We start from the raw sequence: 13,712 nt of genomic DNA, 5'->3' as shown, positions 1-13,712 counted from the left end.
TTGAATATATTTCTTCCAATTCTCGTATGAAGTAGAGTTTTCTTTTTAAGTGTTCTCTCTCCCTTCTTTTAAATCCCCATTTTTTTATTGTATTTTTGTAGCTGCAATGAAAAAGTATGTAGATGTCATATTACCGCTTCCGCTTCCGAAGAGTTTTACTTACTCTTTGCCGGATGAATGTGCGGAAGATGTGAAGATAGGCTGCCGTGTGGTAGTTCCTTTCGGGCGGAAGAAGTTTTATACGGCTATCGTCCTTAACGTTCATTGTTGTGCTCCAACGGAGTACGAAGTGAAAGATATATCTGCATTGCTGGATGCTTCTCCCATTCTGTTACCCGCTCAATTCAAATTTTGGGAGTGGATAGCTGATTATTATCTCTGTACACAAGGCGATGTCTATAAAGCGGCACTTCCCTCCGGCCTGAAACTGGAGAGTGAAACGATCGTTGAATATAATCCTGATTTTGAAGCGGATGCGCCATTGCCGGAACGTGAGCAACGTATTTTGGATTTACTTGCCGTAGATTCGCAACAGTGCGTCACTAAACTGGAGAAGGACAGTGGTATCAAAAATATTCTTACGGTCATCAAGTCTCTGCTCGATAAAGAAGCGATTTTCGTAAAGGAGGAGTTGAGGCGTACTTATAAACCTAAAACAGAGGCACGGGTTCGGCTTGCGGGTACAGCGGATGAAAAGCGGCTTCATATTCTGTTTGATATTCTGTCTCGTGCTCCGAAGCAGTTGGCATTACTCATGAAGTATGTGGAGTGTTCCGGTGTTTTAGGAGCGGGAACTCCGAAAGAAGTCTCCAAGAAAGAACTGTTGCAGCGGACTAATGTGGCTCCTTCTGTATTGAATGGATTGGTGGATAAGAAGATTTTTGAAATCTACTACCATGAAATCGGCCGGTTGGATAAGCAGGAGAAGGAGATTGTCGAATTAAATCCTTTGAATGAGTTTCAACAGCGTGCATTTGATGAAGTCGTGCAGTCTTTTCAGGAGAAAAATGTCTGTCTGCTTCATGGGGTAACGTCCAGCGGTAAGACTGAAATTTATATCCATCTGATAGAAGAAGCGATTCGTCAGGGAAAGCAGGTGTTATATTTGTTGCCGGAAATTGCATTGACCACTCAAATCACGGAGCGTTTGCAACGGGTCTTCGGTGCTCGTCTGGGTATCTATCATTCTAAGTTCCCTGATGCCGAACGGGTTGAAATATGGCGGAAGCAACTGGGAGAGAACGGGTATGATATTATTCTGGGTGTTCGTTCTTCTATTTTCCTGCCTTTCCGAAATCTGGGATTGGTGATTGTGGACGAAGAGCACGAAAATACGTATAAGCAACAAGATCCCGCTCCCCGCTATCATGCGCGTAGCGCGGCTATTGTACTGGCTGCCATGTACGGAGCTAAAACTTTGTTGGGTACGGCTACTCCCTCTATCGAGTCATGGCAGAATGCAAGAGAGGGAAAATATGGTTTCGTACAACTGAAAGAACGATATAAAGAAATCCAGTTGCCGGAGATTATTCCGGTGGATATCAAGGAACTGCATCGTAAAAAGCGGATGGTCGGACAATTCTCGCCACTCCTGATACAATATATGAAAGAGGCTTTGGAACAGAAAGAACAAGTGATTCTTTTTCAGAACCGTCGTGGGTTTGCTCCGATGGTGGAGTGTCGTACCTGTGGTTGGGTGCCTAAGTGTAAGAATTGCGATGTAAGCCTTACCTATCATAAAGGAATTAATCAATTAACCTGTCACTACTGCGGTTATACGTATCAACTGCCGAAATCCTGTCCTGCCTGCGAGGGAACAGAACTGGTGAACCGTGGTTTCGGTACGGAAAAGATTGAAGATGACATCAAAATCCTTTTCCCGGAAGCTGCCGTAGCCCGGATGGACTTGGATACTACACGTACCCGCTCGGCTTATGAGAAGATTATTGCAGACTTTGAGCAGGGAAAGACGGACATATTGATTGGTACGCAAATGGTATCAAAAGGGTTGGATTTCGATCATGTCAGTATAGTAGGTATATTGAATGCTGATACCATGTTGAATTATCCTGATTTCCGTTCCTATGAACGTGCTTTTCAGTTGATGGCACAAGTAGCGGGACGTGCCGGACGTAAGAACAAACGCGGACGGGTGGTATTGCAAACCAAGAGTATTGATCATCCTATCATTCATCAGGTCATTGCCAATGATTATGAAGATATGGTAGGCGGACAATTGGTGGAACGTCAGATGTTCCATTATCCTCCCTATTACCGGCTGGTATATGTTTATCTGAAAAATCATAATGAAGCGTTGCTGGATCAGATGGCGGCAGTGATGGCGAATAAGTTGCGGGCTGTATTTGGCAATCGGGTATTAGGTCCGGATAAACCTCCTGTTGCCCGTATCCAGACTTTGTTTATCAAAAAGATCGTCGTCAAGATTGAGCAGAATGCCCCGATGGGACGTGCACGGGAATTGTTGCTACGTATTCAGCGCGAGATGTTGGCGGACGAACGCTATAAATCTTTGATTGTGTATTATGATGTAGACCCTATGTGATTTAATAATTTTCCCCCATATAATAACCTTTAATCATTTAATTAACTAACCATGAAACGACTTACTATTTTTTCTCTGACTTGTCTCTTTAGTATGGGTGCAATTTTTGCCCAGCAGGGAGTAACTCAATGTGGTGTTCCGACAGGACAACCGAAGTTCCCTTTACTGACTTATCAGGAGTTGCCTGATCCTACTGCACTTTCTGATAAAGAGTGGGCAGCGGTGACTTCCACCCAAGTTTCTTGGGGTACAACAGATGTACGGTATGCAAAACATCAACTCCCTCAGTTGAAGAAACAACAGACTGTTTCCCTGAAAGGCTGGCGTGGCGAACGTGTGAACGCGCAAGCTGTTGTGTGGACAGGCGTAGAACTGAAAGACCTGAATTTCAGCTTTGGTGATTTTAAAGACAAAAAGGGAAATGTTCTTCCCAAAGATGCATTTACAGGTGGTTTTGTCCGTTATGTGATGACGGATGAATTGAATAAGGATGGGAGAGGTGCCTGCGGACACCGGAAGTCCATAGATTATGATTCATTATTGGTGGCCGATCCTATTGATACCAACCTGAAAACGATGGCTTTGCCCGCTCGTACTGTTCAACCGGTTTGGGTGCAGTGTTGGATTCCTCAATCGGCTACTCCCGGAACTTATCAAGGGGAGTTATTAATTAATGACGGCTCGCGTTTATTGCAACGCCTGAATCTCGAAATTACCGTTTCTTCCCGTGAACTTCCTCAACCTTCGGAATGGGCTTATCACTTGGATTTATGGCAAAGTCCTTATGCAGTGGCACGTTATTATCAGGTTCCTTTATGGAGCCAGGAGCATTTTGACGCCATGCGTCCTTTAATGAAAATGTTGGCAGATGCCGGACAGAAGATTATTACGGCTACTTTGACGCACAAGCCTTGGAATGGTCAGACAGAAGATTATTTTGATACAATGGTCACTTGGATGAAACGGGCAGATGGAACATGGGCTTTTGATTATACTATCTTTGACCGCTGGGTGGAATTTATGATGAGTGTAGGCATTGACAAACAGATTAATTGTTACTCAATGGTTCCATGGGAATTGTCATTCCAATACTACGATCAGGCAACCAACTCTCTGCAATTCGTGAAAACTGCACCGGGTGAAGCGGCTTATGAAGAAATGTGGGGAGCGATGCTTGCCTCTTTCTCCAAGCATCTGAAAGAAAAAGGATGGTTTGATATCTGTGCTATTGCGATGGACGAACGTCCGATGGAAGTGATGCAGAAGACGTTGAAAGTGATTCGTAAAGCTGATCCGGATTTTAAAGTATCGTTGGCCGGGAACTATCATGAAGAGATTGAGCCCGATCTATATGATTATTGTATTGTTATCGGACAGAACTTCCCGGAAGAAGTGCGTCTGCGTCGTGTTGCCGAGAACAAGCGTACTAATTATTATACCTGCTGTACGGAAGCCCATCCCAACACGTTTACTTTCTCTGATCCTGCAGAAGCAGCCTGGATGAGTTATTATTCATCTAAGAAACATCTGGATGGTTATCTGCGTTGGGCATATAACAGCTGGCCATTGGAACCGCTGCTCGATTCCCGTTTCCGTAGTTGGGCAGGCGGAGATACTTACCTTGTATATCCGGGTGCTCGTAGCTGTATTCGTTTCGAGCGTTTGATTGAAGGCATACAGGCGCATGAGAAGATCAATATCCTTCGTCAGGAATTTGAGAAAAAAGGAAATAAGGCCGGATTAAAGAAAATAGAAAAAATGCTTGCTCCGTTCAATCTGGGTAGTATGCCGGAAATCCCGGCCGCAGTAACCGTGAACCGGGCTAATCAGATACTGAACTCATTTTGAGAAACAATCATGTATATATGAAGAAAATATTATTTGTCTGTTTAGGAAATATCTGCCGTAGCTCTACGGCTGAAGGCGTAATGCTTCATTTAATAGAAGAAGCGGGACTGGAAAAAGAATTTGTGATAGATTCTGCCGGAATCCTGTCTTATCATCAGGGGGAATTGCCGGATAGCCGGATGCGTGCTCATGCAGCCCGTCGCGGTTATCAATTGGTGCATCGTTCTCGCCCCGTCCGTACGGAAGATTTTTATAATTTTGATCTGATTATCGGTATGGACGACCGGAACATAGATGACTTGAAAGACAAAGCTCCTTCTCCCGAAGAATGGAAGAAGATTCATCGCATGACGGAGTATTGCACCCGTATTCCTGCAGATCATGTCCCCGACCCCTATTATGGAGGGGCCGAGGGGTTTGAATATGTACTTGATGTTCTTGAAGATGCTTGCGCAGGTTTGCTTACTTCTTTAACTCAGGATAACTGATCCGGGTGTGATAAGCAATCTTTAGTTTTTCTTTGAACACAGCTTTCACTGTTGCTATATCCTTGAAAGTGATAGGACATTCTTTAAAGTAACCTTCAGTGACCTGGGAATCGATAATCTTATCGACCAGGTTGCTGATTGTTTCTTCTGTATATTCCGGAAGACTGCGTGAGGCAGCTTCTACGGCATCCGCCATCATCAGGATAGCCTGTTCTTTGGTGAACGGATTCGGGCCGGGATAGGTGAACAGTTCTTCATTCGGCTCTTCGTCCGGATGCTCGTTCTTCCAGGAAATATAGAAATATTTTGTTTTTCCCCGTCCATGATGCGTGCTGATAAAGTCCTTGATGGCTTTAGGTAGATTGTGTTTATCGGCTAACTTCAATCCATCCGTCACATGACTGATGACGACCTGCGCACTTTGTTCGTAATTCAGGTTCTTATGCGGGTTAACTCCTCCTGACTGATTTTCTGTGAAAAAAGCAGGGTTTTCCATCTTACCAATATCATGATACAAAGCTCCTGTACGTACTAACTGGCTTTTGGCTCCAATGCGGATGGCTGCTTCTGCAGCAAGATTGGCCACTTGCATGGAATGTTGGAATGTTCCCGGAACCGTCTCGGACATTTGCCGCAAAAGGTCATTATTGATATTCGAAAGTTCTACCAACGTTACATTGGAAGTAAATCCGAAAGTCTTTTCCAATAAAAAGAGTAAAGGATAGGTGAATAATAACAGAATTCCATTGATGATGAAGTAAGTGTACATTCGTATGTTCAACTTCGAAAAGTCGGTGGAAAGACCGTTCTCTGTCATCAATTCGAAGGCGAAGTAAATGGCTGCATAAGTCAGTATAACCAATAAAGCCGTTCGGAAAAGTTGGGACCTTTGCGATAGCTCTCTTAGACTGAATATCGCCACCAATCCTGCTGCCAACTGTGTCAGGATGAATTCATGCGGAAAGCGTAAGGATATGGAGCATATCAATATAGTGATGACATGTGTCAGGAAAGCAGTCCTCGAATCAAGAAAGACGCGAATGATAATGGGTAGCATCGCGTACGGGATGATATACACATTAAATAGATTATGTGTTACCATGAAAGCGGTTATGACACTGTAAAATACAATCAACGTGAATAGCAATGACAGACTGCCTTTCCGTTGATAGTAGTCTTTTCGGAACAGGTCGAGATAAAGCATAAAACAAAGCATCAGCATTCCTACAAACAGAATCTGTCCGCCGAGAATCAGACGGTTCTGTCCCATGGACTCATTCCGTTTGATGGATTCTTTGCGTAATGACTCCAGGATATTATAGGTATGCGGGCTGATGATTTCCCCCCGGTCAATAATCTTTTGCCCGCTGACTACTAATCCGTTTGCCCAGGAATAGTTGTTCAGGATTTCTTCTTTGGCAGCTTGGGTACGTTCCTCGTCAAAGGTCAGGTTGGGAGTGATGTATTCGTTCAGTGAGCATTGCCTTAAAATTTCCCGGTTGAAATGAGTGGAGTCTGCCGACAGCAAGTGCTCATAGGCTTTTTTTACCGTGTAAAGATTCTCGGTAGCCTGTGGATTAGCCAGTTTATCATCAATCACCATGACAGATGAAGTGCTGTCTTTGTGAAGCTGCTGTATATTCTCTGTCGAAACGATACCTGCCTGATAGATTTCTTTTAAAGTGCGCTCGATGTACCGCAAATAATCGATGGAAGGGAGAATTCCTTTCAGATTCGTATGGTAATTCTCTTTCAGCTTGGCGATTGCGTCTTTTTCTATATTTTTATCCAGTTGATAATAAGGTTGGAAGAAAGCCATCAGGCTATCTTGTTCCCTTTTTACTACTGCATCCTCTTTATAAATAGGAAAGTCGAAAGTCGCGATCAACTGTCCGTATTTCCAGGGCTTGTTGATGTCGAACTGGTAATTGAATTTTCCGTCACGTGGCAGGAAATAAACAATCAGCGCCACAGTGCCCACAAATAGCAGTGATTTATATAGTAAATCTCTCCATGAAAATCTTTTTTTCTTCTTCAAATGTTCCATATCCACTGAAATTTTTGCGAAAAGTACAAAAAAAAACAATAGTGTGGAAAAAAAGGTTTAATTTTGCCACGATTTACCTATACTAACCCAAATTATGGCAGAAAGAAAAGTAAGAGTTCGTTTTGCTCCAAGTCCTACGGGAGCATTGCACATCGGTGGTGTGCGTACAGCTTTGTATAATTATCTATTTGCACGTCAACACGGCGGAGACTTGATATTTCGTATTGAAGACACTGACTCTAACCGGTTCGTTCCGGGAGCGGAAGAGTATATACTCGAATCTTTTAAGTGGTTAGGTATCCATTTTGACGAGGGAGTGAGCTTCGGTGGTGAACAGGGTCCATACCGTCAGTCGGAGCGCCGCGAAATCTACAAGAAATATGTGCAGATTTTGCTGGAAAATGGAAAAGCTTACATCGCTTTTGATACTCCGGAGGAACTGGACGCTAAGCGTGCTGAAATTGCTAACTTCCAATATGATGCATCTACTCGTGGTATGATGCGCAATTCATTAACTATGCCGAAAGAAGAAGTGGATGCACTGATTGCTGAAGGCAAACAATATGTTGTTCGTTTCAAAATCGAACCGAATGAAGATATACATGTAAATGACCTGATTCGTGGCGAAGTAGTAATCAACTCATCTATTCTGGATGACAAAGTGCTTTATAAATCGGCTGACGAACTGCCTACTTACCATTTGGCAAATATCGTGGATGACCATTTGATGGAAGTTTCCCACGTGATTCGTGGTGAAGAATGGTTGCCTTCCGCTCCTTTGCATGTGTTGCTGTACCGTGCTTTCGGTTGGGAAGATACGATGCCGGAATTTGCTCACCTGCCTTTGTTATTGAAACCGGAAGGTAATGGAAAATTAAGCAAGCGTGACGGTGACCGTCTCGGATTCCCTGTATTTCCATTGGAATGGCACGATCCGAAATCCGGAGAAATCTCTTCTGGTTATCGCGAATCCGGTTATTTACCCGAAGCTGTGATTAATTTCCTGGCTTTATTGGGATGGAATCCGGGTAATGATCTGGAAGTGATGTCGATGGATGAATTGATTAAATTGTTTGATCTTCACCGTTGCAGCAAGTCGGGAGCTAAGTTCGACTATAAAAAAGGAATATGGTTCAATCATCAATATATACAGCAGAAACCTAACGAAGAAATTGCGGAACTGTTCTTGCCTTTCTTGAAAGAACATGGTGTTGAAGCGCCTTTCGAAAAGGTAGTGACTGTGGTTGGCATGATGAAAGACCGGGTAAGTTTCATTAAAGAACTGTGGGGCGTATGTAGCTTCTTCTTTGTGGCTCCTACCGAATATGATGAAAAGACGGTGAAGAAACGCTGGAAAGAAGATTCTGCAAAATGTATGACCGAATTGGCAGAAGTGATTGCCGGTATTGAAGATTTTAGCATTGAAGGACAGGAAAAAGTCGTTATGGACTGGATTGCAGAGAAAGGTTACCATACCGGTAATATCATGAATGCTTTCCGTCTGACATTGGTGGGTGAAGGAAAAGGCCCGCACATGTTCGATATTTCCTGGGTATTGGGCAAAGAGGAGACGATAGCTCGTATGAAACGAGCGGTAGAGGTTTTGAAGTAATCGATCAGTACTATGCTTTACGACCTGGCAATAGTCATTTATGACTTTATCGTCCATTTGGCTGCTCCGTTTAGCCGCAAGCCCCGGAAGATGATGAAGGGGCATTGGGTGGTGTATGAACTCTTACGCCAACAAGTGGAAAAAGGGGAACAGTATATTTGGTTTCACGCTGCTTCACTGGGGGAGTTTGAACAAGGACGCCCTCTGATAGAAATGATTCGTGAGAAATATCCTAACTATAAGATATTGCTGACATTTTTTTCTCCTTCCGGTTATGAAGTGCGCAAGCATTACCGGGGGGCGGATATTGTCTGCTATCTGCCGTTTGATAAGCCGAGGAATGTGAAGAAGTTCCTGGATATTGCAAATCCTTGCATGGCGTTCTTTATCAAATATGAGTTTTGGAAGAATTATCTGGATGAGCTTCACAAGCGCCGTATTCCGGTATATAGTGTGTCGTCTATTTTCCGTCGCGAACAAATATTCTTTAAATGGTACGGTGGCACTTATCGCAATGTCTTGAAAGATTTCGATCATCTGTTTGTTCAGAATGAGGCATCCAAACGTTATTTGTCGAAAATCGGCATCAGTCGTGTGACAGTAGTGGGGGATACCCGTTTTGACCGTGTACTGCAAATCCGCGAAGAGGCTAAAGAGCTCCCGTTGGTGGAGAAGTTTAAAGGAAACAATTCTTTTACTTTTGTTGCCGGAAGTTCATGGGGACCTGATGAGGATTTATTCCTCGAATATTTCAATAATCATCCGGAAATGAAATTGATTATTGCTCCGCATGTGATCGATGAGAATCACCTGGTTGAGATCATCGGTAAACTGAAGCGTCCGTATGTGCGCTATACCCGTGCCGATGAGAGGAATGTATTGAAAGCGGATTGTCTTATTATAGACTGCTTCGGACTGCTGTCCTCTATTTACCGCTATGGTGAAATAGCTTATATCGGCGGTGGTTTCGGGGTAGGAATCCACAACACCTTGGAAGCGGCTGTATATGGTATTCCGGTGATTTTCGGACCGAAGTATCAGAAATTCATGGAGGCTGTTCAATTGCTGGAAGCAAAAGGTGCTTATTCTATCAAAGACTATGATGAACTGAAAACTTTGCTGGATCGTTTCCTGACAGATGAGGTGTTTTTGCGCGAAACCGGAACGAATGCCGGTTATTATGTGACTAGCAATGCCGGTGCGACGGAGAAGATTATGCACATGATTAATTTCTAAATATATATTGTAGATCAATGTGAATTCGATATAAGAGGGCAATACAAAACCTTAATAAACAAAGAATCACCTTTATCACAATTATCTGTGGTAAAGGTGATTCTTTGTTTATTAAGGAACTTTGGCACACTTCTCATTGCTTTCGGCTCTTTGTCAAATTGGGTGGTAAATCCTTTAGAAAAACAGGCATCTACTGAATTATATAAATGAATAGAGGACAACTTTTCACCAGATTTGACGAAGAACCTGTTTCCTGCATTTGTAGCTAGGCACCTTATCTGTTGACTTCTAACTCTAGCAACTCTTTCAACTCTTTGGCTGTTACGTGGGTGAATTGTTTTGCGATATTTCCTTTTTTATCTATTATCAGGTACATCGGTAATCCCGTCATCTGAAAATGATTCCAAAGATAACCCCACTGTTCTTTGTTCAACCAGTAATGTTCTCCGGCAATGTCTTGTATTAGTATATCCCAAGTCTTTTTTATAGAACTGGGGCCTGTGAGGTAAATGAAAGCAACTTTGTCTTCACCTATTTCTTTCTTTAGTGGTTCATATTCCTTGATGATTTGCCGGCAGCCACCGCACCAGGTAGCCCAAAAGTCGATAAACTGTACCTTCCCTTTGTGGCGGGCAATGAGAGCAGTCAACAGTTCCTTTTCCGGAACTTGTGGTGCTTCGCAAATAGTGAATTTCTTTGTTATCGTTTTCTGTCGGGGTTGCATCTGGCGGTTCATGTCTTGAATGATACCTAAGAAAATAGGATTGGTAATTTCCGAAGCCATGAGCTCTTGTCGGGGTGTCAGAGGTTGTAAATTGTAAAAACTGGAACGCATATAGATTGCTCGTATGTAGTCAACTATTAAACTTGTGCTGTCTTGTATGATATTACTAAGACGTTCTTTTGCTTTGGAGAATGACTCCCATCTGAATAGGTCATTTTCTTTGAAGTATTTTGCACTAAGTGCCATTAGCTCGCTTTCTTGCTGAAAGGAGATACCTGCTTTGAAAGCCGTTTCATATTGATGGATAAGTGTCTGTTCCTCTTTAGTGAGTGGTGCATTTTTCAATAGATTTTTTTCGTAAGCGAGTGGGTCTTTGTGGGTATCATATAAATCCATGACTACATTGCGGTAATTATAACAATAGAGTGCTAAAGGGTGATTGACTGGGAAATCCTTCAAATAATTGTGGAAATCATCGGGCAAATATACATCAAGAAAAGCAGCAAAAGCTTGTTCCCGCGTAATGTTTTCCTTCTTTTGATAAGCAGTTTGCAGGCAATAGTGGGTGGCCTGTAGATTTTCCAGGCAATCAAATGCGCATGAGAGATTGGCGAGTGTGCGAGTGTCTTCGCTGAATTGTAACTGTGCGTTGTTGTGCGTTACATATCGTTTGTATTGGTTGATACATCGTTTTTTGAATTCATTGGCACTAATGCCTACAATGGAATCCAATAGGTCGCCATCACTATAAACAGGTGGTATCTTTGTTATTAGTTCCGGCTGGCACCATTCATTGTTAATGGTAGCATATTGACCGCTAAATACAAACTGTTTTCCTGGTGGATTACTTAGATTGATAGCTACATTTGTTTCTTTTTCGGGACTTAGCAGAATGACTAAATCAGCATTTCCTATCATCATCCGTACTTGTGTATGATGGTAGAGAGGAATATTAATAGTAAAGCTTCCGTCTGACTCAACAGTCGGATAAAGAGTTTCGGCTGTTCCCATCACGATATTGGGAGCTCCGATCTTGAATATCAGATTATCATTCGGATGGTAATTGGCGATTGTACCACTTAAAATGGCCTTTCCTTTCTGATATTCGGGGATGGGTAATTGTGCTTGTGCCAGGTTGAATAACAAGGACAAACAAAGACAAGTAAATAGTCTGTTCATGTTCATAGTAGTTCTTTTATTGCATTTATTATTTCTTTATCTGTATTCTCATTACTATAACCTCTGATTACTTTTCGTATGATTCGTTCTTGGTCTACTATGAAAAAGTAAGGTGCGGCACCACCGGTCTGATATTGTTTTATAACCTCATTTGTTGCATTCAGAATGGTATAATTCAATTCCTTTCGGTTTGCATAATTTCGGATGGCAGATACTTTACGGCTCCAGGATTCTATTGCAATCAACTCAAACTCTTCACTGGTGAATAATTCTTTTAACTGTTTCAGAAAAGGAACAGCCGCCTGACAGGCACCACAACCAATGCCTGTGAAGTTGATTAGTATGATTTTGCTTTTACAGTCGGCTAATGATACCGGCTGTGCTTCTATATTTTCTAATATCCAGCCGGGAGCTTTTTTTCCTATAAGACTGGATGCTGTTGGTTCTGCTTTTTTCTTGTAGAGGTCGCTGTATTTTACTATCTCATAATCTTTGGGGAAATAATCAGACGCGTTAAAGTCGTTAATTGTTAGTTTATTGATTTCAAGATTCGAACAGGTTGAAACGGAAATATCATGCGACATCTCTCTCCGTTTTTTATAAGGTAGGTCATTCGATTTGTTGATCCATAACTCATAAATAGAAGCTGTACTGCCGATATTGAATGGAGGAAGTGGCATGTGATAAGCTTTTCCAAAGAATTCAACTTGTTGATTCTCATCAATTACTAATTTAAAATAATAATTATCACCCTCGTCTTTCAACTCTGTTGCAATATGATCCTTAGTGGTAAGTGCATATCTGATGATATTCTTTGCGTGATTGAAGAATGGAGGACTTACTAGCCTGAAAGGAAGTGGTCTGAATGTGAAATCATCAATTGCTAATTTCTTATTTTCGTGATAAGGTAATACTCTTATGTTGCCGTCATAACAAAATTCTAGTTTTGTTGTATCATTGGCATCTAGTGAAACATAGCTTGCACCTATGGTTGAGTCCATTGGATTATCGTACTCTTTAACGAAGCCATGCAAGGTAGATAATGCGGTTGAATCACCAGGTTGCCAGCTTTCGTTAGTGACATAGTAGGTTGCAGATTCAATCTTTTCTAAATTGGTAAGTACTTTCTTTAAATATTCTTTTTCTGCGTTTTGTGCATTGGCGGTTATTATTTCTGCCAATAAGAGAATTGTAAGTAGTAGTTTTATTTTCATAATGAATAAGTGTTTGTTGGTTCATTGCTCAGATTTAATGTCTTACAAATCTACGAATAATTCGTAATAAAAATATATTCAGAGGGTTAAATAATATAAATATGGACTTTGGAAATCAATGATGATTAGTTTTAGTAGTGTGGATCTTATGGTATGTGTTTGTAAATGGCTTATTTATGTGGCTATTGAAGTGTCAATGGTGTTCTGAAAAAAAACGTTCCCCCTTTTCTTAAAAATATAAGAGTAAGGAGGAACGAAGTTTTGTTTTAGGTTTTATTTAAAGCTATTCTTTATACCATTGTGAGTACATCAGATAGTTGTGAGCAATTTTTTGATTCAGTTCTTTGGCTTGTTCAGGATCTACCTTTTTAATGAATTTCGCGGGTACTCCTCCCCAAATGCTTCCCGGTTCAATGATGGTATTGCTTAATACCAGAGAGCCGGCGGCAACGATTGCTCCTTCACCGACTACAACGTGATCCAGTACGGTTGACCCCATCCCGACCAATGCGTAATCTTTGATGGTCGCCCCATGAATGGTGACATTATGTCCTACGGATACGTGATCGCCAATTTCAATAGTCGATTTCTGGTATAATGTATGCAAGACACTTCCATCTTGAATATTGACACCGTTGCCGATTCGTATGGAGTTGACGTCACCTCTTAATACCGTATTAAACCAAATGCTACAATCATTTCCTATTTTTACATCTCCTATAATAGTTGCATTATCTGCGAGGAAGCAGTTTTCTCCGATTTCGGGAGTAAAATCCCGTACTGATTTAATTAAAGCCATAT

9 protein-coding genes are annotated in these 13,712 nt (G+C 41.9%); 5 read left to right on the top strand and 4 right to left on the bottom strand.

Going from position 1 to position 13,712, the window contains the following annotated elements; genetic code table 11:
- Positions 1-106 precede the first annotated feature (106 nt).
- The 3 genes from priA to DWZ47_RS18455 are packed head-to-tail and all read left to right on the top strand — an operon-like array spanning position 107 to position 4,899.
- On the top strand, positions 107-2,563 hold the full coding sequence (priA, locus tag DWZ47_RS18465) for a primosomal protein N' (protein ID WP_117514056.1): 2,457 nt from the start codon (positions 107-109) through the stop codon (positions 2,561-2,563).
- A 51-nt stretch (positions 2,564-2,614) separates the two neighbouring features.
- Complete coding sequence (locus DWZ47_RS18460) at positions 2,615-4,411, top strand: DUF4091 domain-containing protein (RefSeq protein ID WP_117514055.1); 1,797 nt, start codon at positions 2,615-2,617, stop codon at positions 4,409-4,411.
- Positions 4,412-4,428: 17 nt separating this feature from the next.
- Positions 4,429-4,899 (top strand): low molecular weight protein-tyrosine-phosphatase, encoded by a 471-nt coding sequence (locus tag DWZ47_RS18455; protein WP_004296375.1) that lies wholly within the window; start codon positions 4,429-4,431, stop codon positions 4,897-4,899.
- Here DWZ47_RS18455 and DWZ47_RS18450 read toward each other — a convergent pair.
- Positions 4,874-6,946, bottom strand: a complete 2,073-nt coding sequence (locus DWZ47_RS18450) for an HD family phosphohydrolase (protein ID WP_004307567.1) — start codon at positions 6,944-6,946, stop codon at positions 4,874-4,876. The genes DWZ47_RS18455 and DWZ47_RS18450 overlap by 26 nt on opposite strands.
- Positions 6,947-7,040: 94 nt before the next feature.
- Here DWZ47_RS18450 and gltX point away from each other — a divergent pair, with 94 nt between their 5' ends.
- The gene (gene gltX / locus DWZ47_RS18445; protein WP_117514053.1) at positions 7,041-8,558 is read left to right on the top strand and encodes a glutamate--tRNA ligase; all 1,518 of its coding nucleotides are present in this window, start codon (positions 7,041-7,043) and stop codon (positions 8,556-8,558) included.
- Between the two features lie 12 nt (positions 8,559-8,570).
- Complete coding sequence (locus DWZ47_RS18440; RefSeq protein ID WP_004296372.1) at positions 8,571-9,794, top strand: 3-deoxy-D-manno-octulosonic acid transferase; 1,224 nt, start codon at positions 8,571-8,573, stop codon at positions 9,792-9,794.
- A gap of 274 nt (positions 9,795-10,068) precedes the next feature.
- Here DWZ47_RS18440 and DWZ47_RS18430 read toward each other — a convergent pair whose 3' ends face one another.
- From DWZ47_RS18430 to DWZ47_RS18420, 3 genes are all read right to left on the bottom strand, one after another.
- Positions 10,069-11,703 (bottom strand): TlpA family protein disulfide reductase, encoded by a 1,635-nt coding sequence (locus tag DWZ47_RS18430; RefSeq protein ID WP_162864666.1) that lies wholly within the window; start codon positions 11,701-11,703, stop codon positions 10,069-10,071.
- A complete protein-coding gene (locus tag DWZ47_RS18425; protein WP_004307562.1) occupies positions 11,700-12,911 on the bottom strand; it encodes a peroxiredoxin family protein in 1,212 nt (403 codons plus the stop codon). Before DWZ47_RS18425 ends, DWZ47_RS18430 begins: the two co-directional genes overlap by 4 nt.
- Before the next feature lie 283 nt (positions 12,912-13,194).
- A complete protein-coding gene (locus DWZ47_RS18420; RefSeq protein WP_117514049.1) occupies positions 13,195-13,710 on the bottom strand; it encodes a gamma carbonic anhydrase family protein in 516 nt (171 codons plus the stop codon).
- Positions 13,711-13,712: the final 2 nt, after the last annotated feature.

Source organism: Bacteroides sp. AF32-8BH (assembly GCF_003435205.1).
Taxonomy (GTDB): domain Bacteria; phylum Bacteroidota; class Bacteroidia; order Bacteroidales; family Bacteroidaceae; genus Bacteroides; species Bacteroides ovatus.
Note: the sequence above shows the minus strand (reverse complement) of the source record. Positions and strands in the feature narration are given on the sequence as shown.

Bases quoted from the DNA above. Each gene is read 5' to 3' on its own strand.
- DWZ47_RS18420 (WP_117514049.1), bottom strand. From the start codon at position 13,710: ATGGCTTTAATTAAATCAGTACGGGATTTTACTCCCGAAATCGGAGAA.
- DWZ47_RS18440 (WP_004296372.1), top strand. From the start codon at position 8,571: ATGCTTTACGACCTGGCAATAGTCATTTATGACTTTATCGTCCATTTG.
- gltX (WP_117514053.1), top strand. From the start codon at position 7,041: ATGGCAGAAAGAAAAGTAAGAGTTCGTTTTGCTCCAAGTCCTACGGGA.
- DWZ47_RS18455 (WP_004296375.1), top strand. From the start codon at position 4,429: ATGAAGAAAATATTATTTGTCTGTTTAGGAAATATCTGCCGTAGCTCT.
- DWZ47_RS18430 (WP_162864666.1), bottom strand. From the start codon at position 11,703: ATGAACATGAACAGACTATTTACTTGTCTTTGTTTGTCCTTGTTATTC.
- DWZ47_RS18425 (WP_004307562.1), bottom strand. From the start codon at position 12,911: ATGAAAATAAAACTACTACTTACAATTCTCTTATTGGCAGAAATAATA.
- DWZ47_RS18450 (WP_004307567.1), bottom strand. From the start codon at position 6,946: ATGGAACATTTGAAGAAGAAAAAAAGATTTTCATGGAGAGATTTACTA.
- DWZ47_RS18460 (WP_117514055.1), top strand. From the start codon at position 2,615: ATGAAACGACTTACTATTTTTTCTCTGACTTGTCTCTTTAGTATGGGT.
- priA (WP_117514056.1), top strand. From the start codon at position 107: ATGAAAAAGTATGTAGATGTCATATTACCGCTTCCGCTTCCGAAGAGT.